The organism is Pseudomonas caspiana (assembly GCF_040224095.2).
In the GTDB taxonomy this organism is placed as follows: domain Bacteria; phylum Pseudomonadota; class Gammaproteobacteria; order Pseudomonadales; family Pseudomonadaceae; genus Aquipseudomonas; species Aquipseudomonas caspiana.
In genome coordinates, this window is sequence record NZ_CP167995.1 from 2,517,539 (window position 1) to 2,541,335 (window position 23,797).

General features: G+C 57.2%; 18 protein-coding genes. 10 read left to right on the forward strand and 8 right to left on the reverse strand.

Annotated elements, in window-relative coordinates; all coding sequences use genetic code 11:
* Window positions 1–86: 86 nt before the first annotated feature.
* Genes ABRP31_RS11525 through ABRP31_RS11535 form a run of 3 tightly spaced genes read left to right on the forward strand, consistent with a single transcriptional unit; the run spans window position 87 to window position 2,972 of the window.
* Window positions 87–830, forward strand: coding sequence for an alpha/beta fold hydrolase (locus ABRP31_RS11525; RefSeq protein ID WP_349970753.1), 744 nt, complete (start codon window positions 87–89; stop codon window positions 828–830).
* Between the two features lie 14 nt (window positions 831–844).
* Complete coding sequence (locus ABRP31_RS11530; protein WP_087273376.1) at window positions 845–1,693, forward strand: transporter substrate-binding domain-containing protein; 849 nt, start codon at window positions 845–847, stop codon at window positions 1,691–1,693.
* Between the two features lie 28 nt (window positions 1,694–1,721).
* Window positions 1,722–2,972, forward strand: a complete 1,251-nt coding sequence (locus tag ABRP31_RS11535; protein ID WP_349970754.1) for an acyl-CoA thioesterase/bile acid-CoA:amino acid N-acyltransferase family protein — start codon at window positions 1,722–1,724, stop codon at window positions 2,970–2,972.
* On the opposite strand, the gene ABRP31_RS11540 is transcribed toward ABRP31_RS11535, so the two are convergent.
* Window positions 2,973–3,863: a DMT family transporter gene (locus tag ABRP31_RS11540; protein ID WP_087273372.1), complete on the reverse strand. Its 891-nt coding sequence runs from the start codon at window positions 3,861–3,863 to the stop codon at window positions 2,973–2,975.
* A 586-nt stretch (window positions 3,864–4,449) separates the two neighbouring features.
* Between ABRP31_RS11540 and ABRP31_RS11545 the strand changes: the two genes are divergently transcribed.
* From ABRP31_RS11545 to ABRP31_RS11555, 3 genes are all read left to right on the forward strand, one after another.
* A complete protein-coding gene (locus ABRP31_RS11545) occupies window positions 4,450–5,607 on the forward strand; it encodes an MFS transporter (RefSeq protein ID WP_087273370.1) in 1,158 nt (385 codons plus the stop codon).
* A gap of 145 nt (window positions 5,608–5,752) precedes the next feature.
* Complete coding sequence (locus ABRP31_RS11550) at window positions 5,753–7,114, forward strand: MATE family efflux transporter (RefSeq protein WP_349970755.1); 1,362 nt, start codon at window positions 5,753–5,755, stop codon at window positions 7,112–7,114.
* Between the two features lie 22 nt (window positions 7,115–7,136).
* Window positions 7,137–7,787, forward strand: a complete 651-nt coding sequence (locus ABRP31_RS11555; protein WP_087273366.1) for a TetR/AcrR family transcriptional regulator — start codon at window positions 7,137–7,139, stop codon at window positions 7,785–7,787.
* 16 nt (window positions 7,788–7,803) lie between these two features.
* Here ABRP31_RS11555 and ABRP31_RS11560 read toward each other — a convergent pair whose 3' ends face one another.
* Complete coding sequence (locus ABRP31_RS11560) at window positions 7,804–10,548, reverse strand: glycoside hydrolase family 3 C-terminal domain-containing protein (RefSeq protein WP_349970756.1); 2,745 nt, start codon at window positions 10,546–10,548, stop codon at window positions 7,804–7,806.
* Window positions 10,545–10,787: a hypothetical protein gene (locus tag ABRP31_RS11565; RefSeq protein WP_087273364.1), complete on the reverse strand. Its 243-nt coding sequence runs from the start codon at window positions 10,785–10,787 to the stop codon at window positions 10,545–10,547. The genes ABRP31_RS11560 and ABRP31_RS11565 overlap by 4 nt, the downstream gene beginning before the upstream one ends.
* Before the next feature lie 570 nt (window positions 10,788–11,357).
* On the opposite strand from ABRP31_RS11565, the gene ABRP31_RS11570 reads away from it, so the two are divergent.
* Window positions 11,358–11,675, forward strand: a complete 318-nt coding sequence (locus ABRP31_RS11570; protein ID WP_349970757.1) for a hypothetical protein — start codon at window positions 11,358–11,360, stop codon at window positions 11,673–11,675.
* A gap of 22 nt (window positions 11,676–11,697) precedes the next feature.
* Here ABRP31_RS11570 and ABRP31_RS11575 read toward each other — a convergent pair whose 3' ends face one another.
* Genes ABRP31_RS11575 through ABRP31_RS11585 form a run of 3 tightly spaced genes read right to left on the reverse strand, consistent with a single transcriptional unit; the run spans window position 11,698 to window position 16,847 of the window.
* On the reverse strand, window positions 11,698–14,079 hold the full coding sequence (locus tag ABRP31_RS11575) for a response regulator (RefSeq protein WP_349970758.1): 2,382 nt from the start codon (window positions 14,077–14,079) through the stop codon (window positions 11,698–11,700).
* Between the two features lie 30 nt (window positions 14,080–14,109).
* Entirely contained in the window at window positions 14,110–14,571 is a 462-nt protein-coding gene (locus ABRP31_RS11580; RefSeq protein WP_349970759.1) for a response regulator, read from the reverse strand.
* Window positions 14,571–16,847 carry an ATP-binding protein gene (locus ABRP31_RS11585; protein ID WP_349970760.1) on the reverse strand — a complete coding sequence of 759 codons (2,277 nt, stop codon included), beginning with the start codon at window positions 16,845–16,847 and terminating at the stop codon, window positions 14,571–14,573. The genes ABRP31_RS11580 and ABRP31_RS11585 overlap by 1 nt, the downstream gene beginning before the upstream one ends.
* Window positions 16,848–17,290: 443 nt before the next feature.
* Between ABRP31_RS11585 and ABRP31_RS11590 the strand changes: the two genes are divergently transcribed.
* A complete protein-coding gene (locus tag ABRP31_RS11590) occupies window positions 17,291–18,076 on the forward strand; it encodes a hydratase (RefSeq protein WP_349970761.1) in 786 nt (261 codons plus the stop codon).
* 99 nt (window positions 18,077–18,175) lie between these two features.
* Here ABRP31_RS11590 and ABRP31_RS11595 read toward each other — a convergent pair whose 3' ends face one another.
* On the reverse strand, window positions 18,176–19,363 hold the full coding sequence (locus ABRP31_RS11595; RefSeq protein WP_349970762.1) for an MFS transporter: 1,188 nt from the start codon (window positions 19,361–19,363) through the stop codon (window positions 18,176–18,178).
* A 795-nt stretch (window positions 19,364–20,158) separates the two neighbouring features.
* Here ABRP31_RS11595 and ABRP31_RS11600 point away from each other — a divergent pair.
* A complete protein-coding gene (locus tag ABRP31_RS11600) occupies window positions 20,159–22,078 on the forward strand; it encodes a Tat pathway signal sequence domain protein (protein ID WP_349970763.1) in 1,920 nt (639 codons plus the stop codon).
* Between the two features lie 30 nt (window positions 22,079–22,108).
* Here the strand turns inward: ABRP31_RS11600 and ABRP31_RS11605 are convergent, their stop codons facing one another.
* Window positions 22,109–22,492, reverse strand: a complete 384-nt coding sequence (locus ABRP31_RS11605) for a helix-turn-helix domain-containing protein (RefSeq protein WP_087273352.1) — start codon at window positions 22,490–22,492, stop codon at window positions 22,109–22,111.
* Between the two features lie 102 nt (window positions 22,493–22,594).
* Between ABRP31_RS11605 and ABRP31_RS11610 the strand changes: the two genes are divergently transcribed.
* Window positions 22,595–23,713 (forward strand): NADH:flavin oxidoreductase, encoded by a 1,119-nt coding sequence (locus ABRP31_RS11610; protein ID WP_349970764.1) that lies wholly within the window; start codon window positions 22,595–22,597, stop codon window positions 23,711–23,713.
* Window positions 23,714–23,797: the final 84 nt, after the last annotated feature.

Consider the following 23,797-nt stretch of genomic DNA (forward strand, 5'->3'; position numbering starts at 1 on the left):
TTATAAAGTTATGTGATCTGTGAATTGGGCTTCCTCAGGCAGTTTGTTCACATTGAGTGCTGCATGTTCAGAGTCAGGTCATCAGCATGGCGACAATTGATTTACCCAACGGCACCCATCTGCATTACCAGGTCACCGGCGAAGGCCCCGCATTATTAGCGCTAGCCCCAGGGGGCCTGCTTTCCAGAAGTGAGTTGTGGACTCATCGCGAAGACGGCCGGCCGCGAGGGTTGGTTGACCCTGTGCAAGCCTTTTCACCGCGCTTTAAAGTGATCACGGTTGACCAGCGCAACACGGGTGGGTCTCACGCGCCCATTACCGCGCATGACAGCTGGGATGAATACGCTCACGACAATCTGCAATTGCTGGATGCTCTGGGCGTTGAGCAATGCCACGTACTGGGTGCCTGTATCGGACCGTCGTTTGCGCTGAAGATGATTAGCCTGGCGCCGCAACGTTTTCTGTCCGCAGTACTGCAGCAGCCGATTGGCAAGACTGCGCAGAATATAGAGTTGCGGCGGGCGTCATTTCAGACCTGGGCTGACACACTCCATATGCGCAACGTGTTCCCGGCACCTGACGTGTTGCAGGCTGTGGAGCACAACCTGTTTGCCAGCGACTTCGTCTACAGCGTGGGGCGGGATTTTGTCAGGACCTGCACGACCCCTTTGCTGGTTTTGCCGGGTGATGACGCGCGTCACCCGCGATTGATCAGCGAGGAAATTCTGGCGCTGGCACCCAATGCCCAGGCGTTTGACGATTGGCAAACCAGTGCTGGTCAACTGCGCTACGCGGCAACCCTCCAACAGTTTTTCCAATCAGCACAATGAACAGAGCCAGCCGCATGACTTATACAAACCTTAAACGTACCGGCCTGGCCATCGGCCTGGTTGTGGCAATGACCCAAACTGCACTCGCCGATCAAACCTGGTCGACCATTCAGGAGCGTGGTGTGGTGCGGATCGGGGTCAACCTCAGTGGTTTACCGTTTGGCACCTACGCCACCGGCACTCAGCGGCCGATTGGCTTTGCGGTGGAGCTGGCCGAAGACATCGGCAAGAAGCTGGGGGTCAAGACTGAAGTGGTGCCAGTGGTTGCGGCCAACCGTGCGGTATTCCTTCAGCAGGGCAAGGTTGATCTGCTCATCGCTAACATGACCGTCACTCCGGAGCGTGCGCAGCAACTGGACTATGTGCCGACCCCTTACGAGCAATTGGGTGGGGCGCTGGTTGCGCCGAAGAACTCCGGTTTCAAGCGGTGGGAAGATTTGCGTGGCAAGACCATCTGTATTTCTCAGGGGGCCAGCTTTCAGCAGCCGCTGACCCGCGATTATGGCGTCCAGCTCAAGGCGTTCCGGGCGCAGTCGGAAGTGCTGCTGGCGTTGCGTGGCCAAAGCTGTGACGGCGTGGTGCTCAACAGCCCGATCATGCACGAGCTGATGCGCCAACCCGAATGGGCCGGTTTCGAGATTCCCATTGGTGAAGACCTGGTGCCCGCAGACTCGGTCATCTGGTTACGCAAGGAGCAGCCGCAGACGCAACAGGTTCTGGACCGTATAGTGCGCGACTGGCATGGCAGTGGCTGGCTGCTTGAAGAAGGGCGCAAGTACCAGATGGCGGCGTCGCCGATGATCGTCGAACTGCATGAGCGGTATCGTGATGATCCACGGTTGAGTACTCCCGTGACGCCTTGAAGCGGTTTACAGGGGAACGAGGAAAGTAATGACGAAACTATCAGTCACACCCTTAGAGGGATTGCTGGACGAGCCGAGACTTATCACCGTCGAAGGTCTGGCGCCTGCACAAAAGGTCGTGCTCTCCACCCGTACCTTGCGCGGCAACGGCCGGTATTGGGGGAGCGCTGCGACATACATTGCGGATGCCTCCGGTCGTGTGGATTTGCAGCGAGATGCCCCTGTGTCCGGCAGCTACCAAGGTGTTTCTGCGTTGGGCCTGCTCTGGAGTCAGCGGCCGGAAGTGGAGGGCGCTGTCGACGTGTTCCCGGATGACGTGCTGCTGCCGTTGGTGACTCAGATTTCCGTTGAAGGCAGCGACCAGACTGTAGCGTTGGTTCAGCACCTCGCCGCCCATGGTGTCACTCGCCGGGACGTCCGTGAGGACGGTCTGGTAGGCACATTGTTTACGCCAGCAAGCGCCGGGCCGCATCCTGCGGTTATTGTCCTCAACGGTTCCGGTGGCGGGATCAATGAACCTCGGGCCGCGCTTTATGCCTCACGGGGCTATGCAGCGTTAGCGCTGGGCTATTTCAAAGCACCGGGCTTGTCGCCTTACATTTCCAATACGCCGTTGGAGTACTTCGTTGCAGGCTTGGACTGGGTTCGTCGGGAGGTGCAGCCTGCCCACGATTTTGTCGCGCTGAGCGGTCAGTCTCGGGGTGGTGAGTTGGTGTTGCTGCTGGGCAGTATGTTTCCAGAGGCAGTGTCGGCGGTTATCGGTTACGTACCCAGCGCTTTGGTGCATGGCGGGCAAGCGGCGGCCGATCCGGCGGTAGGGCGTGACGGACCTGCGTGGCTTTATCAGGGGCAGCCATTGGTGCATCTCTGGAACGACAATAAGACCGCTTCCTGGACGGCCAAAGATGCCGGCAGGCGTAACGCGGAATCGATCAGCACTGCGCTGCTGGACCAGGACGCTGTACAGCGGGTTGCCATTGCCGTCGAGAAAATCCGCGGGCCGGTTTTATTGCTGTCGGCAGGCGATGACGCTGCGTGGCCTTCAGCGCTGTTTTCGAGAATGGCGTACTCGCGGCTTCAACAGGCAGGCCATCCGTGGCCCGTGCAACACCTGGATTTCGAACATGCGGGTCATACGATTCTGCTGCCGCACATACCCGCTACTTACAGCGTTGACGGAACCCCTGCGGCCAACGCCGAAGCCAACGAGCAATCATGGCAGGCGGTAAAGGCGTTTCTCGACGAGGCGGTCAACGCCCGGGCTGTAAAAGCGTCGTGATCAGATCTTGATCGGCTGTGGCGCCTTGACCGTGGTCCGGCGCCCCAGCACCACGGTGCCTACGACACCGGCAGCAAATACCCAGGTCAACGGGTCGATGTGCTCACCGAACCACAGTGCGGAGAAAGCGATAGTGAAGAAAATCTGCAGCAGTTGAACCTGCCCGACCCGGGCGATACCGCCCAGTGCCAGGCCTGCATACCAGGCGAAGAAGCCGATGAACTGCGAGAAAAGGGTGACATAGCCGAACGCCCATAACGTCGGCGCGCTGATGGTGCCTTGATGCTGCGAAGCAAGGTACATGACAGGCCCCAGCAACAAGGGAAAAGCCAGCACCAAAGCCCAGCAGATGACCTGCCAGCCGCCCATTTCCTTGGCCAGGCGTCCACCTTCGGCATAACCCAGCCCACCCAGTGCGATGGCGGCCAGCATCAGCAGATCACCACTGCTGACACTGCCCGCGCCTTGAATCATTGCGTAAGTCAGCACCAGTACACTGCCCAGTGCGGCACACGCCCAGAATGCTTTGGAAGGCCGCTCATGATGCAGCCACGCCGCGTACATGGCCACGATCAGCGGTTGCAGGCCGTTGACCAATGCGCCGTGGGAAGAGGGCAACGTTTGCATTGCCCACGAAGACAAGACCGGGAAGCCGACGATCACCCCGAGTATCACGAAACACAGGCCTTTGAATTGTTGCCGGGTTGGCCAGCGCTCGCGTCGCCAGAGCAACAGCGCTGCTGCGGGAATGGCCGCGACAAGCGCGCGGCCCAGACCGTTAAGCAGAGGGTGAATTTCCTCGACCACAATGCGGGTCATGGGCAGGGTCAGGCTGAAAATTATAACGCCGAGCAGGCCCAGGGCCATGCCGGTGTTAACGCGCGAAGTCATAACGGCTCATCGTCAAAGGATGTGGGCCGGTATTTAGCCATAGCGGCGCATTGTCCCTGCGCTACAGAGAGCGACAGAGTGGGCAGTACACTTTTTGCTGTGGCTGTATTTATGTTGAGCAGGTGACGAAGGTGCTCTTTGAATCCTCTGGCAGATCGTGATCTCTGTTGGAGCGTGGCTTGCCCGCGAATCAGTCGATGAGTCAGGTCAGTCACTCCGCGTTATCCTCTTCGCGGGCAAGCCTCGCTTCAACAGGAGCCGCGATTTACTTTTCAGTCCAGCTTCGCAGGATCGTGCAACGAACAGCGCTGATCGGGCAAACGGTGCGGGTCCAGGCGGCAATACAATGACAGGGCGCTGAAGCTTCAGGCGGGCATGCAGCGATGGATATACGCCGCGTGTTTTGCAGTAGACCTCATTGAGGTGCATCGACATAATGTCGGCCGCTGTTTGCCTATAACAATTCCTTCCTGCTTTGATTGCCCGGTCAACGAGCGATCAGCGCAAGTCATATCAGCTTGACCATACCCTTTTAAAAAAACCAGGCCGGTGTTCACCCGTCTGGCGCGCCGCTATCGGAGTTCAAATGCTGTTACCCATTTTGCTGTTGTCGGCGGCAGGCTTTACTGTGCTGACAACCGAATTTGTCATCGTCGGTCTGCTCCCCGGCATCGCCCGGGACCTTGAAGTGAGCATCCCGCAAGCAGGGTTGCTGGTGACGTTGTTTGCTTTCACGGTGGCCTGCTTCGGTCCATTCCTGACGGCGTATTTCGCTCGCTTTGAACGCAAGAAGCTGTTCGTGACGGTTATGGTTTTGTTTGCGCTGGCTAACACCCTTGCGGCGCTGAGCCCCAACATTTACGTGATGAGCATCGCTCGGTTGATACCTGCACTCGGGTTGCCGGTGTTCTGGGCATTGGCCAGCGAGACGGCGGTTGATCTGGTTGGCCCTGAGCACGCGGGCCGGGCCATGGCAAAGATCACGTTCGGGATCGTCTGCGCCACGGTGTTTGGTATCCCGGTGGGCACGCTGGTCGCGGACGCCGTGGGCTGGCGTATGGCGTTCGGCATGCTCGCAGTGCTGGCGCTGGCCAAAGCGCTGCTGCTGTTTGTGTATCTGCCAAACATTCAGGTCACACGGCAGGACGCATCGCTTCGCCAACAGATGCGCATCCTGCGCAGCCCGGTATTACAAGGACATGTGTTGTTGTCGGTGCTGGTGTTCTCCGGGATGTTCACGGCTTACACCTATCTGGCCGACATCCTTGAACGGCTGGCAGGTTTCAATGGCACCGTAGTGGGCTGGTGCTTGATGGCGTTTGGCGCAGTGGGCCTGATCGGCAACTCATTAGGCGGGCGCGCAGTGGACAAGCACCCGCTGATGGCCTCGATAGTGTTCTGTGCATTCATGGTGGCGGGCATGGTCGCTTTGATACCGAGCATTCACTCGCCGGTTTTCCTGGCGATGGCGTTGGCGACCTGGGGGATAACCCAGGCGGCGCTGTTTCTGGTCAGCCATGTGCGGGTCATGAAAGCCGCTGAGGGCGCGACGGCTTTTGGCGCATCACTGAATATCTCGGGCGCCAATCTGGGCATCGGCCTGGGCGCTATCGTGGGCGGGCGAATGATTGATTCGTTCGGGCTGCAGAGCCTTGGCTACGCGGCGGCGTGTTTTGTCGGACTTTCCATTCTGCTTGCCGTTCTGCTGATGGGGCGGCCGGTTTCAGAGCCGCTGCCAGAGTAAATCGCAAAGGTCTCCACACCCTTGGTCGGCCCTCGGTAGATATCCCGAAGTGGCGATAGCAACCGAACCGGCGCACCGCTAGAATCGCCGCCTCAATGAGCTTCGCCACTGTTGCTAGCGAAGCATTGTCTGTTTGGGGAATATGATGGCGGTAGCCCGCGCGAAGTTTACTGAAGGGCTCATAACGCGCCATATTCTGGTGATGACCAGCACCAGTGCCCTGAGCCTGCTCGCTGTGTTTCTGGTGGACATTCTGACGCTGGTCTATGTCTCCATGCTGCACCAGCCCTTGCTGCTCGCCGCGGTAGGCATCGCCAAGGTGCTGATCTTTCTCAACAGCGCGCTGGCTAACGGTTTGATCATCGCGGCAGCGACGGTGCTGTCCGAACGTATCGGTCATCGTGCAACCAAGGCAGTCTCGCGTTTCACCACCAGCCTGGTGCTGATGGTGTTATGCGTTTGTGGTCTGTCAGCCGTGTTGCAGTTGGCATTGATTGTTCCTGTTACTCGTCTGCTTGGCGCTGATGCTGCGACTTATGAAGCGGCGCGGGTGTTTATCTGGCTGACCTTGCCGTTCAGCGTGCTGCAGTGTGCGATGCAGATGTCGGCGCAGATTCTGCGCACGGCCGGGGATAGCCGTCGGGCGTTGTGGGTGGTGCTGTCGGGCGCCGCCACGCTGGCGATCGCTGATCCGTTGCTGATCTTCGTCCTGGATCTGGGGCTGGAAGGCGCAGGTCTTTCCTACGCGTTGTCTGCACTGACGTCTGCCAGCCTGGGAATTTACTGGGTGCGTCGCCATGTCGGGCTGACGCTGTCCATCAAGCTTAAGCTGCTGCGCATGCATGTCAGGCGAACGTTCAAGGTTGCCTTGCCTGCCATGGTCGGCAATTTGGCGACGCCGGTGGGGTTGGCGTATCTTGTCTCGACGGTGGCCACTTTCGGCACATCGGCTTTGGCGGCGATGGCAGTTCTAGACCGGGTCCTGCAGTTTTCCTACTGTGCTTTTTTTGCACTGCCGAGTGCCTTGGCGCCGGTGCTGGGGCAGAATATCGGTGCCCATCTGAATCAGCGGACCCGCTCGGCCATCGTCTTTACGCGCAAGCTGGTCGTGGTTTACGGCCTGTTTGTCTGGGGCGTCCTGCTGCTGGCGTGCGGGAGCATTGCTGACTTCTACGGGTTAGAGGGTGAAGGTCGAGCGCTGTTTCTCGCGTTCTGCCAGGTGGGTGGTGGTTTGTGGGTACTCATCGGTCTGGATTTCGTCTCGATCGCCGTGTTCGTTACGATGCAGCGGCCATGGCTGGTTGCGGTGTTCGCCTGGCTTCGCTCAACGGCCGGTACCGTACCGTTCGTGTACGGCGCCACGCACTTGTTTGGTAGCAGCGGGGCGATGCCCGGTATGTTTACCGGCAACGCGGTGATTGCATTGATATCGACCTGTGTCGCGTCTATCACTGCCAAGCGGTTTTTTACACGTAGAGCCCAGCCAGCGAGTGCCGGGTTAATTTGAATGAAGTTGTTATCGGATTTTTATGTCAGTTGACGAATCAGGGAATGAATCAGGCGAAGAGCTTGCGCCAAAGCGCCGCCGGGCCCCCAAGGGCGAGATGCGCAGAACGGCCTTGCTGGACGCCGCCACGGTTATTTTCGCCAGGGATGGTTACTCCAGCGCGTCGATGCGCGACGTCGCAGCGCTTGCCGGCATTACCACTGTAGGCTTGCTGCATCACTTCCCGAACAAAGAAGCGTTGCTCGCTGCTCTGCTGGAGCGCCGCGATCAACGGGTGACCTCACGGTTTCGCGATCTCACGACCGAATTGACACTGACTGGCTTTCTCAAATTCTTGAGGTTGAGCATGGGTTTCAGTATCGAAGACGCTGCCGAATGCCAGGCGTCAATGGTGATGAACACCGAGAGCCTGTCGCACGCACACCCGGCGTGTTCCTGGCACAAGGAACGGTTTCATCTCACCCACGATCACGCTCGCGGTCACCTGACGGCGTTGATAGAGGCTGGGGAAATTCGCGCGGATATCGACATCAAGGCCATGGCCCAGGAGATTTTTTCGGTCATGGATGGCTTGCAGATTCAGTGGCTGAGAAGCCCTGAAGAAGTGGACGTAATGGCGGTGTTCGACATCTATTTGAAGCGTTTGGGGAAGGACATTCAGGCTCATCCTTGAGCCTGAATAGTGACGCTTAGTAGGTCTGTGCGGCGTTAACCTGCACGGCCTTGCGCAGTGGCAATGGCAGCGGGTTGCTGTCTCGGGTGGTCAGGTGTTCCGGGAACAGCGTGGTCAAGGTGCGGTTCAGGGTCAGATTCTCTGAGTCGGAACCCACGAGGATCTTGAACTTGCCAGCGTCCACATCCCAGCTTGCGGTCTTGTCGACGTAGTACGCCAGGGAGCGCGAGTCGATCGGAATGCTGACAGTCTTGCTTTCGCCCGGTTGCAGGTACACCTTGGTGAAGCCTTTGAGTTCTTTCTCCGGACGGTCAACCGCAGGTTTCACCGGTTGCACGTAAAGTTGTGCCACTTCGAAACCAGCCTTGTCGCCAGTGTTGGTCAGGGTGAACTTCACGTCGATGGTCGCGCCAGGGCTCAGGACATTGGTCGACAATTTCAGATCGCTATAACCAAACGTGGTGTACGACAGACCGTAGCCGAACGGGTAGAGCGGTTTTGCGTGTTTCTTGTCATAACCGCGATAGCCCATGTACAAGCCTTCGCTGTAGGTCATTTCGGTCAGCGCATTGTCGCCACGGTAAGCCGCCGGGTCCGGATAGGACGCATAGCTCGGGTTATCTTCGATTTTCTTGTCGATGGTGATCGGCAGTTTGCCCGAAGGGTTGACCTTGCCATACAGGATCTCGGCCAGTGCCTGACCGCCTTGCTGACCCGGGAACCAGGCTTGCAGGGTGGCGCCGACTTTGTTTGCCCAAGGCTGCATGTCTGCAACACCGCCGCCGTGCATGACCACGATGGTGTTGGGGTTGGCGCGGGTCACAAAACTGATCAGTTCAGCCTGTTGGTCGGGCAGTTCGAAACCGTGGTCGGAACCTTCGCCTTCGTGCTCGTAGTTGGAGCCGGTAGCGACGACTACCGCGTCGTATTTCGACAGATCCTTCGGCGGACGCAGGGACGCCCAGCTCATCTGCACACCGGTAACACCACCCAGTGCCGGGATGAAGTTGCCCTGCACGCGCTGGTATTCCAGCTTCACGGAGTACGACTTGCCTGCCACCAGCGCTGCGGTTTTGCCGGAGGTGGTCATTGCGTTCACGACGTCGGAAGAGTACGGCACGCCGTCGCTCTGCAACACCAGCTCATCATTGACCCAAAGCTTGTAAGGACCGTCTGCACGCACCTTGAACACGTGGGCGCCGGAAACCGTCGGCTTGATGTTCGCCGTAAAGCGAGCCGAGAACGCGCCCGCTGTCGGGCTGAAGCCGGATACGGCGGTGGTGCCTGCGTTGGTTTCGTTGGTGCCGGTCGTCCAGTTGAGGTTCACGCCCGGCTCAACGCGGGTCACGCTCGGGCTGCCCGAAAAACTGGTGTTGGAGAAGTACTCGGCTTTCACGCCAGAGTTGTTCACACCGTTGCTACCCGTGGCGGGCTGGTACCAGGCTGCGGATTTCGGGTTAAGGCTCAGTTCGGACAGATAAGTGACATTCGAGCTGCTCGACGCCAGTTGCTGCAAACCGCTCAGTTCGGTGACGTAGCTGTTGGGCGGCGAGTTGGCGGTACCGAATGGCGATGCCGGTGCTTCGTGTGCCCAGTCACCGATCACTGCGATTTTGGCGGTTTTGGCCAGTGGCAGCAGCGGCTTGCCTTCGGTGGTTTTTTCGTTGCGCAACAACACGATGGACTCACGAGCGGTGTTCAATGCTGCGCGTGCGCCGTACTCCGGGTGGTCCAGAGTTTTCGCGGTGTTGAGGTTTTCCTGGAAGTCGTAGCTGACGATGGCGCGCAGGTTGCGTTTGACCTTGTCATCGATGACGTTCTGGGTCAGTTGACCGCTCCAGAGATACGGCAGCAGGTTGGCTTCGGTGAATTGCAGACCCGATGGCATGTCGATGTCGGTACCTGCCCAGGCACCCTTGAACGCATCGTGAATGGCGTTGAAGTCACTGATCACGGTGCCTTGATAACCCCATTCACCTTTGAGCACTTCAGTGATCAGGTGATGGTTTTCGCAGGCGTAGTCACCGTTGACCTTGTTGAAACCGCACATGATCGAGGCGACGTTGGAGTTTTTCACCATCGACTCGAAGCCTGGCAGATATAGCTCGCGCAGGGTGCGTTCGTCAGCGATAACGTTTACCGCCTGACGATTGGCTTCCTGTTCGTTGGCCAGGTAGTGCTTGCCGCTGGCCTGGATACCTTGCGCCTGAATGGCGTTGACCACCGCTGGAGCCAGCACGGCACCCAGGAATGGATCTTCACCGCTCATGTATTCGGCTGAACGACCGTTGTATGGCGTGCGGTACAGGTTGACGCCCGGCGACAGCATTTGCTGACCGCCCGAGATGCGGGTTTCGTAGGCGATGGCCAGGCCGAACTCTTTGGCGCGGTTGATGCTCCAGGTCGCGGCGAGGGCAGACTGCGAAGGGTACTGCGCACCGAAGGTGGCGTTGTTGACGTGCACGCCCATGGACGAGTCATACGCAGTGGTGCCTTTGATACCCCACTTGAGCAGCGGCGGAATCATGTGTCCGTCGTTGACCCGGGTGAAGTTGATCTTCTCGGACTGGCTCATGTTGTCGAGGATCGAACTGACACGGGCTTCAACGTCGTTACCGGTGGCTGGTGTAACCGCTGCAAGAGCGAGGTTGGCTTGCAGGATGCTGAAGGTCAGCAGGCTCAGGCCCAGAGTGTGTTTGAACGCTGACACGGCAAGTGTCCTTTTGGCAGAGGCGATAGTCGAGTGGTCAGGTGGGTTCATGGACGTTGCGCCTGCGCGGGAGCGTCATCAGTGACCACCGGTGCATCGAGCACGGTAGAAGGGCCCTTTGATGCGGAGGTACTGACGTTGGCAACCCCCGTCAGTTGGTCGCGCTTTGCCTCGACCTGTACGCGAACTTGTTCTGTGGAAGTTGCAGTATTGGTCGCAGAAGCAGAGTCAGCCGCGAGCGCGGACAAACTGTGGGCGCAGAGCAGCACTGCGCTGAAAACAGACAGCATGGGTCTGGTCATCGATTAAATCTCGATTAATGGTTTAGAAACTATAAGTGAAAGCGGTTGCGGCGATCAGCCGGATGTTAAGTCAAGCGTCAGGACTAAAAGTTCACAGGTTGAGAGGATATTTGGCTGCAGTGTTTAATTAAATGCTGGCATATTGCCCTGATAGGGTTTTTTTTGAGTTTTTTTGAAGGGTTCTAGTGATTTAAAGCAGTAGAATTGGTGATTTATGCTATTTATTAGATTTAAATTGGGTTTTTATGCTGGTAGTAGGTTGAAATTGAAGTGTTATATTGCTTTTTGATAAACCTAATTGCAGTTAGGTTTATGCTTCTGATAAGCTCTGCGTATTGCTGATAGTTGGTAGTTTTTACGGATCTTACCTGTTTAAATATCTTCGCAATAAACAGGCTATGTCGCGCCTGCGGCTAAATTGAATAACTGACAAATACAGTGTGCTAATACCTTTTTAATTTCGCGGTTCAAAGCGCCGTGTAGTTATTGAGTGCGTTATTGTTTTTACGTTATAGCGCAGGATTGTCTTTTCTCGACCTATTCTTAGTTGCTTCGCTTATGCCGTCACACTTGGAAAACCCCTCCAAACCGCTGTCCATTGACCCCAGATATGCGGTTGACCTCGCTGTCCTGGGCGCCGTTCGTGTGCTCAATGACGAGGGAGCCACGAAGTTAACGTTCGGGCAGATTTACACCCGGCTGATTCGCGCCCACTCGCGCATCCCGGCTATCGCCGATTGTGTAGTCGCTGTGGACGTTTTAGTGAAGGAGGGGCTGTTAGTGTCGGAGCGGGTGCTGGATGAGGATCCGGCGTTTCCGTACACCCAGCACATCATCAGTGGGCTGACCGAGATTGGCGCAGCCTCACTGGCCTGAGGAAGGGTTGGCAGCAGGAGCGTCAGCGGCGGTCTGCGTTGCTCAAGACGTCGTACAGTTTGTTTCTCAGCTCTATCTCGTTAAACGGCTTTTGCACCACCGCCGAGCCATTCAGACCCAGTACGTCCGTGTCGGCGTAACCGGTGACAAACAGCACCGGCAGGCTCGGATGCTTCTTGTGAATCAGGGTAGCGAGCTCACCTCCGGTCATGCCGGGCATTGCGAAGTCGGTCAGCACCAGATCGACGCTCTCGTCCACCATGGTCAGCGCCATCGCGCCGTCCTTTGCCTGTTTAACCTTGTATTCCATGGACTCCAGCATCTGTACGGTCACCGCCCGAACCTCCGGGTCATCGTCGACCAGCAGAATGGTGTGCGAGCCATTCACCTGCGCAGGGGCCTGATGCAGGTTCTTTTCAGATGGCAGGTTTTCAGGTTTGTCGACGCTGGGTAGATAGACCATGACTTTGGTGCCAACACCCAGTTCGCTTTCAATCATCACGCCGCCACCTGATTGCTTGGCGAAGCCGAACACTTGAGCCAGGCCAAGGCCTGAACCTTTGCCGACGTCTTTTGTGGTGTAGAACGGCTCGAATGCGCGGAGCAAGGTCTCGGGACTCATACCGCTGCCTGAGTCACGAATCGCCAGAACCACGTATTTGCCGGGCTCCGGATCCTCGGGGCGTACCGCAGGCTCGGTGATTTGTGCGTTGAACGTCGAGAAGCACAGCGAGCCACCCATGGCCATCGCGTCGCGTGCATTGATCGCAAGGTTCAGGATGATCATTTCGGTCTGGGTCGGATCGCCCATGGCGTACCACAGATCACTGGCCAGATCGGTCTCGATCCAGATGCTGCCGCCCAGAGCACGACCGAGGAGGGTGCCCATGCCGCGAATGGTGTCGTTGAGATTGATCGCGGTAGGTTGCAGCCGTTGACGTCGGGAGAACGACAGCAATTGAGCGGTCAGTTTCGCCCCGCGCTCACCCGCGTCTTTCACGTTTTGCAGACGCTGAACGGTTTTGTCCAGCGTGCCGCGCTCGATGTCCCGGATCGCAAAGGTGGTACTGGTCAGGATTACGGTGAGCAGGTTGTTGAAGTCGTGAGCCACACCGGCCGTCAACTGACCGACCACTTCGAGGCGCTGCATTTGTTGCAGATCGGCTTCGATCCGCTCCCGCTCGCTGATCTGTGCCCGCAGGCTTTTGTTGGCTGCCGCCAGTTCATCGATAACAGCACGCTCTTCAGTGATGTCACGAACGGCCGCATACATCAGCCCGCCCTCGGGCACGATGGTCCAGGACAGCCAGCGATAATCACCGGACTTGTGCTTCATCCGGTTGACGAAACGGGTCGAAATATAGCCCTGAGCAATGCTTTCCATTTCGTGGACCGTCGTGTCGAAGTCATCCGGGTGGATCAACTCCCACAGGCGCATCTGGCTGATTTGCTCATTGGACCAGCCCAGCGTGGCTTCCCAGGCGGGGTTGAAAGAAATCGGCGTCATGTCCAGTTGCAACACGGCCAGCAGTTCTCTGGACAATTCCCAGGTGCGATCCCGTTCCCGCGTGCGCTGTTCAACACGAGCACCCAGAGCCTCGTTTAATTCAACCAGCTCGCGGGTCGCCTGCTTGCGCTCAGTAATGTCCTGGAGCACACCGGTGATGCGTACACACTGGCCGTTCTGGAACACCGAGCGCCCGCTGGAGAACAGCCAGCGTGATCGTCCGTTGGAGATCAGTGCGCGGTATTCAACTTGGTAGTCAGATTCACGGGTGATCGCCGCATTAATCTTCGACTCCAGAAGCGCACGATCATCCGGATGGCAGCGGTCCAGCAGAAAAGCTAGGTCGACGGCGGTGTTCGGCAGAATTTCATACAGGGCGTTGCAACGTTCGTCCCAGAGGATTCGGCCCGTGGCGGGCTGGATTTCCCAGACTCCCATCATGGCCGCTTCGATGGCGAGCTGGGCCCGGACCTCAACGTCTTGCAGCGCGGTTTCCGCAGCACGTCGCTGAGTTCGCTCACGGACTTCCGAAACCGCACGCCTGACGGCCTTGGGCAGCATCTTGAAGTTTTGCTTGAGAACGTAATCGACCGCGCCCAGACGCATCATTTCAACGGCCTGTTGCTCGCCGAAAATGCCTGAGAGAAAGATGAAGGGGGTTTCGGGCGCTAACTGCTGAGCGATCTTTAGAACGTCTGCGCCGGAGGAGCCCGGCAGCAGGAAGTCACACAGTACGACGTCAAACACCTGCTGGCTGAGCGCCTGGGAAGCGCCCTGGTGGTTGTGCACCAGAGTCGAGTCAACTTTGATTCCACTGGCCTCCAAAGACAAAAGGGTCAATTCCGCATCTTGCGGACTGTCTTCGATAAGCAGGAGTTTCAATTCGTTGAGTGGCATTAAGTCTGACTGCGCTTAATCAAATAGTAATCAGGAGCTGGGACGACGTTGAGCTCTGACCGAACCTGGTGGCGGTTCGTTCAGCACAGCCCAGAAAATACCCAGATCAGAAATGGCACTGACGAACTCCTTGAACTCGACAGGCTTGACCACGTAAGCGTTGACACCCAGGTGATAGGCGCGTGACAGGTCAAGCTCCTCACGGGAGGAAGTCAGCATGACCACCGGAATGCTGCGCAAATCTTCGGACTGGCGAATGGCGTCCAATACCTGCAACCCGTCCACCTTTGGCAGTTTCAGGTCCAGTAACAGCACCGCAGGGTTGCCGCCAGTGCGCTCTGCGTAAGCGTTTCGGCGAAACAGGTAATCGAGAGCTTCCGCGCCGTCGCGCAGCACAATCACTTCGTTGGCCAACTGGCTGCGCTCGAGTGCGACCAGGGTCAGTTCCAGATCGTTGGGGTTGTCTTCAACCAGCAATATGGGTTTGAGCATTATTTTTCCTTCGTACTCAGACGACTGGGTTCAGGGGTTTTGTAGGGCAGGGTGAAGGAGAACGTCGCCCCTTCATCCAGTACGCCTTGAGCTTGCACGGTGCCGCCATGGCGTTCGATGATCCGCCGGACATTGGCCAGGCCAATACCGGTACCCTCGAACTCTTCCATCCGGTGCAGGCGCTGGAAGACTCCAAACAGCTTGTCGGCGTATTGCATATCGAAGCCCACGCCGTTGTCACGAACGCTGACGACAACACCCTGAGGTTCCTGAACCGCAGTTATTTCAATGACTGCAATGGGTTCATTGCGGGTGTATTTGATTGCATTGGCGAGCAGGTTACGCATCGCCAAATGTAAAAAAGCCGGATCGGCAATGATGATCGGCAGTTCGCCCACCACCCATTCGATTGTCCGGCCTTCATAATCGGGCTGCATTTCCCTCTGGATTGATTCGACCATGGCGGTCAGATTGACTTCTGACTGGCGCATGGCGGAGCGTCCCATTTGCGAGAAACTCAGCAGATTGTCCACCAAAGTACCGGCAAACTTGGCTGACTCGCCGATGGTGTCGAGGAAACGCTGGCCACGGTGGGAGAGGTTGACCTCTTCCATATCCTTGAGCAGTTCCGCGTAGCCTGCGATGTGCCGAAGGGGCGCCCGCAGGTCGTGGGAAACGCTGTAGGAGAAAGCTTCCAGCTCTTTATTGCTGCGTTTGAGTTCTGTAGCCAGTTGTGCCATTTCTTCGGCTTTGCGCAACACGATACCGAGCACGGCAAGGCGCAGTTCCGCCACTCCTTCCTGCTCGGCTTCTTCCCAGCGCGTGGAATAACCCTCGACCTTCTGCTTCCAGAGTTCGAAGCTAAGGCGAGGCGTCAGTGAACCGCTTTTGTCGATGGCTTTTTCCGGTTTGCCTGCCCAATGAACAACTCGTGCCTGCTCGGGTTTGAACCAGATCAGGTAATTCGAATGCAGCTCGGAAATGGACACGGCCAATACGCCGCTCACTGCACGGGCGAGCCCAGGTATCTGCGCGATGTCGGTGCTGACGTTGTTGGTCTGAAAGACATTGGGACCACCACGTTCTGCCAGCCACTCTGCAAGTGCACGGACCTCACGCTCCGGAGGCGTCTGGCCGAAAAGATCGCACTCCTCATCCGAGACCACGGCCGCGCCGCAGCCACCAACGAACTTGATAAATGTGTCTGGCAGGGATTTCAGCCCCTTGAATACGCTGTCATGGTCGGCCATCGCTGCCAGCATTTGAACGATATCTTTACGCAGACTCAGCATGCGATGGTTGCGCAGATGGGCTTCTTTGGTTTCCACCTGCAACGACAAAACCCGGCCAAGCAGTTCGCAAGCCGAGCGAGTCTGAAAACTGATCGGATGCGGTGTGAGGTTATGGCAGGAAATCAATCCCCACAGCCGACCATCAACCACGATCGAGATGGACATGGAGGCGCCGGTGCCCATGTTACGCATGTACTGCAAATGCACAGGCGAAACGCTACGCAACGTCGCGTAACTCAGGTCGAGTGGACGCTGGGTTTTCGGGTTGATATCAGGAATGATCACTGACGGGGTGTAATTGGAGTCGGCAATGATCCGAATCCGGTTCAGGCAATACAGCTCGCGTGCCTGAGGCGGAATATCCGATGCCGGGAAGCACAGGCCCAGATAGCCGGGAATGCCTGCGTCAGCCAATTCAGCATTGACCACGCCGTTACCGTCCTCGTCGAAACGGTAAGAGTTCACGCGTCCGAAGCCGGTAATGCGCTTGATAAAACGCACTGAGCGATCACACAGCTCGTCGACGCTTTCTTCTTCACGCATCTGACTGATGAACGAACGGACCAGTGGATACAACCTGCCGTGCGCAGTCACGGTGTCCCCGGCAGGTTCGAACTCGGCAATCAGCACGTCTTCGTTGCGATGCAACATCATCGCCACGGGCTGACCTGCACGGTCACCTTTGAGGAAGGTTACGTCGCCCACGTGGTACGGCTGCGCTTCATCTTCGTCCAGCTCACCTAACTGACCGACCAGAGCTGAACCCCCTTTGACGAGGGAATCGAGATCACAACCCAGCAATTCGGCAGTATCGAGATTCAGCCACTGAGCAATATTCTCGCTGATCTGAACGATCGTCATCGCGGGCTCATCAATAACGATCAGAAACCCTTGTGGCTGAATGCTGCCCGGCGTACGAATAGGCTCACGAGCACAATTATCGATGGCCGCCTGCAGAGATGCGTGATTGTCGATAGCGGTCAAAACTTCCCCCTTTGAAGGCTTTGGAGACAGTAGGCACAGACTCAGGTGATGAGCTGAAGAACGCCGAACTGCATTCGCCCCCAAAAATCCGATGACACAGTATCAAATTATTGATGGCCACACTCTGGCAGTTGAAGTGTTGTCGGACGATTGGGGAGGATTTTTAGGCCAAAATTTCTGATTCGCGTCGTCACTTGCATGAATGGGAGGGGTCAGGTGGCTGGATTTGCTTTATGGAGGGCGCTGCAGCATTTTGAGCCGGCGAATCAAAGGGGATCGCGAAGCTCACCCCTTGCCTTCGCGGATATGCTGTTGTTAGCGCAAGCTGGTTCTTCAGGCGCAGCGGGCGATTATTGCCTGTCTCGTGTCAACCCCATAAATAGCGTGGTGGCAGGAGCATCTTGGCAGCAATAATGGGCCCCACGATCAAGCAGGAATCAACTATGCAAAATACTCGTTTCGACTCAGCCGCTGTCGCATCGACGCTACTGGAAACCTGGCGCAGCGGCGAGTTACTTCCAGCATTGCCTGAAGCGTTCAAGCCCCAGACCCTTGAGCAGGGCTATACGGCGCAAAATGAATTGTTCAAGGCGTCAGGCGGCGTAAGGGCAGGGTGGAAGCTCGGAGTCGGCAGCCCGGCGGCAATGCGCGGTGCTAATTTGTCGCGCCCGCTGGTAGGGCAACTTGAGCAGGCCCGCTGTCATCGCAGCGGCGCGCATCTGCATATGCCGGCGCCCACTCAAGTGACTATCGAGTGTGAGATTGCGTTTGTTCTGGATCGTGATTTACCGCCCCTTGCAGGGCGCAAGATCGAGCCTCAGGACATTCGTTCTACCTGCGTGACCTTCGAAGTGGTGCGTTCACGATTCACCGACCGCAAGACCGTCGGCTGGCCCAGTTTTGTGGCTGACAATGTCGGCTTCGAGGCACTGGTGATTGGCGAGTCAGCCTGCTCGGGGCTGGATGAAAACGTCCTGCGCGAGTTGGCTGAGACGGTAATCGTGCATCTGGATGGCATGCCCAAGGCGAAGGGCCTGTTTGACGAGACGGCGACCAATCCGTTGAACTCGCTGGCTGCGCTCTATCAGCATGCCGCTGAATACGAAATCACGCTGCGGGCAGGAGAGATCATTTCCACCGGCGCTATGTGTCAGCCTTTCGATATTGTCGGTGCGGGCCATGAACTGTCGGTGAGCTATTTCGGCAAAGAGCTGAAGTTTTCACTCTGAGCTTTTCGCAGGGCTATCCGCAGAGACGTCCGCCGACCGCTTTTACGGTCGGCCGGACGCGATCAGTGATCCTGATCGGCAGATTGTGGTGGCGCTCGCTCAGTCACCACCCTTCATGCGCCGCGCAAGCAGGTAAACACCCAGACCAGCCAGCGCAGTGGCTGCGCCGATATAGCCGGTGCTTGTCCATCCCAGCCCTGCGGTGATCGCCATCCCGCCAAACCAGGGGCCTAGCGCATTCGCCAGATTGAATGCGGCGTGGTTGGACGCTGCTGCAAGGCTTGGCGCTTCGTGAGCAATGTCCATCAAACGAATCTGTAGCGGCGCAGCCAATGCCACCATCGTCCCTACCAGGCAGATGCCGAGCATGACTCCCCACACTGAACCCGCTGCCAATGGAAAGAACAGCAACACTGCCATCGACCAGACCAGCAACAGACCCACGGCACGAAACTGCATGCGGTCGAACAGTTTGCCGCCGACGATGTTGCCAATGATGCCGCCCACGCCGAAAGCCGCGAGACCGAATGGAATCCATTGAGGTGTTACGCGGGTGACTTCGAGCATCGTCGGTGCCAGGTAACTGAACACGCAGAACATGCCAGCAAAACCGATGGCACCAATTGCGAGCGCCATCCAGACCTGCGGTTTGGCGAAGGCGCGCAACTCTTTACGCGGATCACTGCGCGGTTCATCACGGCGATCAGGCACGAAGCGCCAAACCAGCGCGATGGTGCAGAGCGCGATCGCCCCGACCAGCGCGAATGCGGATCGCCAGCCAAAAAACTGGCCGAGGAACGTGGCAATCGGGTTGCCCAGCAGCATTGCCAGGGTCAGTCCCATCATCACCCGCGCGACGGCGCCTGCGCGTTTATGGGTGGGCACCATGCTCGAAGCCACCACTGCTGCAATGCCAAAATAAGCGCCATGAGGCAGACCGCTGATGAATCGAAAAGTAATCAGGCTGCTGAACGTCGGGGTAAATGCAGTTGCCAGATTGCCCATGGCATACAGTGCCATGAGCAATAAAAGCAGATGCTTGCGTAGCAACTTGGCCCCCAGGATAGCCAGCAGCGGCGCTCCCACCATCACACCCAGCGCGTAAGCACTGATGGCATGGCCCACCTGAGGTTCGCTCAATTTCAAGTTGCTGGCGATGTCTGGCATCAGCCCCATAATCGCGAATTCGCCAGTACCAATAGCGAAAGCGCCCACAGCCATCGCGGCTTCCATTTTGGCTGCCGAGCGAGCGGGCAGTACATGCCCTGGTGTTTGCTGAATAGACATGCGTCGTCAAAATCTCAAAAGGTCACGAAAAATGCTTGCCGATGTTAACTAACCGTCAGCGGAAGGGTCTAGAACGCCCTTGGGTGCGAGAGTTCAGCGTTTATGCCGGTCTTGAGCCGAATAAAGCGCGATCTGCAGCCCTGAGGCTTGGCATAGTGATATTGGTAACTCTATTCGGCTACAGGTACTAATGCGCAGTTACAGAACCGACCGGGCTTGAAGCGGGCTGCACGATTTGACTAACGAGTTCATCAATCTTTCTGGTGCCTTGGCCAGCGGCCGAGCTGTAGCCTCTGCTGGTATCTTTGTTCGCTCAGGCATTGGGACAGTGAGTGGCGGTGCTACAGGGACCGGGCCAGGGGACGGGCTGGGTGCCTGACCTATCTTTGCTGTGCACCAGGCTGCCTGGCGGCAGGTGGTTTAGGTCGAATGATGTGCATGTTGAGCGCGATGCACTGTACTGAACATTTCAAAACTGAAAGGCACTAAGGCTCTGTCCAGAGGCAGGTTAACGCCTGGTGGAACATGTCACGCATCTCAAACCGGAAAACTTGTCCAGCAGTGTCGGTCTGCAGTCATTGAAGCGCCTCAAGGAATTTAACAGCCATTATGAATAATGCTAACAACCTGACTTTAGTGGCTGCGCCCCCTGGCACGGATTTCCATCGCGGGAGCGGTTCCAATGCGACGTTCGTTGCCTCCAGATGCCTGATACTTGCCGTGTCGCTTGGGCTATCGGCAATAGCTTCGGCCGCACCCCAGCCCCCGTCGTGTGAAACACCAACGGGCGGGATAATGTTCATCACTCAAGACTGCATTGATCCGCAGTTCGACCGGCCGGTAATTGATAGCCGAGAAGATTTGAAAAGTCCTGTTCTGATGCATCGCGTTTCCGGGCACTTCGAAAGTACCGATGTAAAGTTCAGCTTTTTCTTCCCGCCGAAAGCCCAATGGAAGGGGCGTTTCTTCCACAAGGTTTATCCCTTGGGAGACGGTAGCGTTCCCGATCGGGTAATCGAATTTGGTGCCGACAGCGGTGCTTATACCGTGGACACTGTTTCGCCCTCTGGCTATCGAGCCAACGCTGCGGCTGCGAAGTTCTCTAAGAGGGTCGCCGGGGAATATTATGGAGTGTCAGCTTCTCAGATCCACGGCTATATCTATGGTGGCAGCGGCGGGTCTTATCTGACCATCGCTGCGGCTGAGAACTCGTCGGGAGTATGGGAGGGTGCAGTCCCATTCGTCATTGGCGTTCCAACGTCCATTCCCACCAACTTTTTTGTTCGTGCTTTCGCACGTCTTGTACTTGAAGACAAAGCGTCAAGCATTGCCGACGCTATGCGCCCGGGAGGTAGCGCAAATCCTTTCGCGCCGCTTGACGCCACGCAGGCTTCGGTTCTTGCGGAGGTCACGGCAATGGGGGTACCCCTGCGCGGTTGGGATAATTACGCGTACATCCTGGGGCTCAACGACCCGCAGGGGTTACTGGGGTTTGCTAGTTCGGTCAAGGGTATTGATCCCGGTTATGCAGATGACTTCTGGAATAAACCTGGTTACCTCGGTACCGAGCAATCCACTCTGGGCAATCTGGTGCGAAGGGCGAAAATTGATCGCGTCGTGTCGGTTCAAAGGATAGATCGTGACTCAGCGGGTAAGCCATTACGCTTGCATGTGGCCGGGCTGTCGCACGTCAAAAACAGCGCTTGGTTGGACTTCACTCTCGAAGAGGCGGAAGGGGGCAATCGACAATTGCTTGGGTCGCTGGATGCCGAGCACGGAGTCATTACGCTGTCCGCGCAAAATCAAGCCGATACCCTTAACACGCTGAGAAATGGAACCCGGGTTCGTGTCGATAATCGCTGGGCCATTGCGTTGACCTCCTACCATCGGCATCAGGTTCCGGCGTCTGGTGGATTTTCTGTGTGGGACCAATTCCGTGACGCAAACGGCTCACCGCGCTACCCGCAACGCCCTAAAGAAGTAGGCCCGATAATTAGCGCAGGAGTCAGCGGAGGCGGTAGCTTCACCGGCAAAATAAACAGCAAGATGATAATCATAGCCAACGCACTGGATGTCGATGCCTACCCTTGGGACGCGCAATGGTATGGCCAGCGATTGAAGGCAGGAGAGGGTGATCAGTACGACGCGAAGGTGCGCATCTGGTTAAACGACAATGCAGACCATCTGGATGGCAGCGTGGTCGCCTCGGGCGCGGCTGACAATCAGTTTGTGAGGCTCATCGATTACAACGGCATCCTCGAACAGGCCGTCAGGGACGTAAGTACCTGGGTGGAAAATGGTATAGCGCCGCCTCGCTCCACTCGGTATGCGCTCGATAACGGCCAGGTCTCATTACCCGCAGACGCGTCAGCAAGGCAGGGTATCCAGCCTGTTGTGAAGCTCACGTCCAGGAGCGGTGAGAGAATCCTTGCCAAAGTCGGGGAGCCGGTCACGCTGCTGGGTGACATTGCCGTCCCGGCATCTGCGGGCAAAATTGTGAAAACAGAATGGAGCCAGACAGGCAACGACGATTTTCTGGACGCTCCACTTCCTCACCAGCCGTCACAAACGCTCGCGGTACATAAGACACTCATTTACTCGGAACCTGGCACCTACTATCCCGTGCTCCGCGCTACCGCCCAGCGTGAGGGCAGCGCCACGACGGAGTTTGCTCGAGTTGGAAATCTGGCAAGAGTGCGAGTAATAGTGGAATAGCAAATACGGTCGCATGCCGATGTCAGCGATTCATTCTGACAGGCTGACCTGAGCCGCCTCGTCGAACTTCAAGCGGGAAGCTTCAACCTCGGGCAATTTATCCAGCGTCCATTTATGCAATTCGCGAAATGGCTGCTGCAGTGTCTGACCAAGTTGGGTGATCTCATACTGGACTGCCACGGGCGAGAACGAGATGACCTGGCGCGAGACCAGACCATTTCGTTCCAGTCGCCTCAGGCACTGTGTCAGTGCCTTCTGAGTGACGCCCTCAAGGCGGCGTCTGATGGCGTTAAAGCGATGCGGCCCATCATCAAGCACTGCCAGAACCATCATCGACCACTTATCTGCGATCTGGTCAAACAGCGCCCGGCTGGGACAGTCTGACGAAAAACATTGCGGCTTTAATTCCAGCATCGAAGTTTCCTCGCGTATACCTAGGCTACTCTAGGTGCCTAATTGACATTTAGTTTACAAAATATACTTATATGGGCTCCGAAAGCAAATGGAGTCCTTCCAATGGCAAACCCTGATACCAGCATTTTATTTCGTCCTTTTTCCCTCCGGTCGCTTGAACTGAAAAACCGGATTGTCATGGCGCCAATGACCAGGCAATTTTCTCCCGAAGGCATTCCTGGTGAAGGGAGCGCCGCCTATTATCGGCGGCGTGCCGAAGGGCGGGCCGGTTTGATCTTGTCAGAAGGCACTGTCATTGATCGTCCTGCTTCACGTAACGGCCCCGGCATTCCTTTTTTCCACGGTGAAGCAGCGCTGGCAGGCTGGAAGAAGGTGATCGATTCTGTCCACAGCGCGGGTGGCCGTATGGGGCCGCAACTGTGGCACACCGGTGCAGTGCGTGATGTGAGCGGCTGGGAGCCTGATGCGCCTGTTGAAAGCCCATCCGGCCTCGATTCGCCAAACAACCCGCGCGGTGTGGCCATGAGCGAGGAGGATATTGCAGACGCAGTCGCAGCGTTCGCCAGCGCCGCGGCGGACGCCAAGCGCCTGGGTTTCGACACGGTCGAGATTCATGGCGCTCATGGCTACCTGATCGATCAGTTTTTCTGGGCCGGTACCAACCAGCGCACTGATCGTTACGGCGGACTGACAATCAAAGAGCGCTCGCGCTTTGCCACTGAGATCGTGTCTGCAGTTCGTCATGCAGTCGGGCCCGAGTTCCCCATCATCATGCGCGTTAGCCAGTGGAAGCAGCAGGACTTTGGAGTGCGCCTTGCCGAGACCCCGGCTTTGATGGAGCAGTGGTTGTTACCTTTGGTTCAGGCGGGTGTTGATGTTCTGCATTGTTCGCAGCGACGCTTCTGGGACCCCGAGTTTCCCGAGATCGACGGTGCGAACGGTCTTAACTGCGCGGGCTGGGCCAAGAAGGTGACTGGAGCCACAACCATTAGCGTCGGCTCGGTTGGGCTGGATAATGATGTGACTCATGCTTTCGCTGGTGAGGGTTCAGCTCCTGCGAGTCTGGAGCGTCTCGTCGAGCGCATGGAACGTGAGGAGTTTGATCTGATCGCTGTAGGCCGTGTTCTGCTGAGTGACAAGGACTGGGTCGCCAAAGTGGAAAAAGGCGATTACGCAGATCTGAAGGGTTTCAATCCGGCATCTTTAGCGGAATTGGTCTGAGCCTTTGCGCCTGGGTGGCAGTGTGATGCCGCCCAGCATTTAGCCTGAAGGAATGAGAGGGCGAGTCTCTGTCTGCGCACTTGA

Bases quoted from the DNA above. Each gene is read 5' to 3' on its own strand.
- ABRP31_RS11525 (WP_349970753.1), top strand. From the start codon at position 87: ATGGCGACAATTGATTTACCCAACGGCACCCATCTGCATTACCAGGTC.
- ABRP31_RS11530 (WP_087273376.1), top strand. From the start codon at position 845: ATGACTTATACAAACCTTAAACGTACCGGCCTGGCCATCGGCCTGGTT.
- ABRP31_RS11535 (WP_349970754.1), top strand. From the start codon at position 1,722: ATGACGAAACTATCAGTCACACCCTTAGAGGGATTGCTGGACGAGCCG.
- ABRP31_RS11540 (WP_087273372.1), bottom strand. From the start codon at position 3,863: ATGACTTCGCGCGTTAACACCGGCATGGCCCTGGGCCTGCTCGGCGTT.
- ABRP31_RS11545 (WP_087273370.1), top strand. From the start codon at position 4,450: ATGCTGTTACCCATTTTGCTGTTGTCGGCGGCAGGCTTTACTGTGCTG.
- ABRP31_RS11550 (WP_349970755.1), top strand. From the start codon at position 5,753: ATGGCGGTAGCCCGCGCGAAGTTTACTGAAGGGCTCATAACGCGCCAT.
- ABRP31_RS11555 (WP_087273366.1), top strand. From the start codon at position 7,137: ATGTCAGTTGACGAATCAGGGAATGAATCAGGCGAAGAGCTTGCGCCA.
- ABRP31_RS11560 (WP_349970756.1), bottom strand. From the start codon at position 10,548: ATGAACCCACCTGACCACTCGACTATCGCCTCTGCCAAAAGGACACTT.
- ABRP31_RS11565 (WP_087273364.1), bottom strand. From the start codon at position 10,787: ATGCTGTCTGTTTTCAGCGCAGTGCTGCTCTGCGCCCACAGTTTGTCC.
- ABRP31_RS11570 (WP_349970757.1), top strand. From the start codon at position 11,358: ATGCCGTCACACTTGGAAAACCCCTCCAAACCGCTGTCCATTGACCCC.
- ABRP31_RS11575 (WP_349970758.1), bottom strand. From the start codon at position 14,079: ATGCCACTCAACGAATTGAAACTCCTGCTTATCGAAGACAGTCCGCAA.
- ABRP31_RS11580 (WP_349970759.1), bottom strand. From the start codon at position 14,571: ATGCTCAAACCCATATTGCTGGTTGAAGACAACCCCAACGATCTGGAA.
- ABRP31_RS11590 (WP_349970761.1), top strand. From the start codon at position 17,291: ATGCAAAATACTCGTTTCGACTCAGCCGCTGTCGCATCGACGCTACTG.
- ABRP31_RS11595 (WP_349970762.1), bottom strand. From the start codon at position 19,363: ATGTCTATTCAGCAAACACCAGGGCATGTACTGCCCGCTCGCTCGGCA.
- ABRP31_RS11600 (WP_349970763.1), top strand. From the start codon at position 20,159: ATGTTCATCACTCAAGACTGCATTGATCCGCAGTTCGACCGGCCGGTA.
- ABRP31_RS11605 (WP_087273352.1), bottom strand. From the start codon at position 22,492: ATGCTGGAATTAAAGCCGCAATGTTTTTCGTCAGACTGTCCCAGCCGG.
- ABRP31_RS11610 (WP_349970764.1), top strand. From the start codon at position 22,595: ATGGCAAACCCTGATACCAGCATTTTATTTCGTCCTTTTTCCCTCCGG.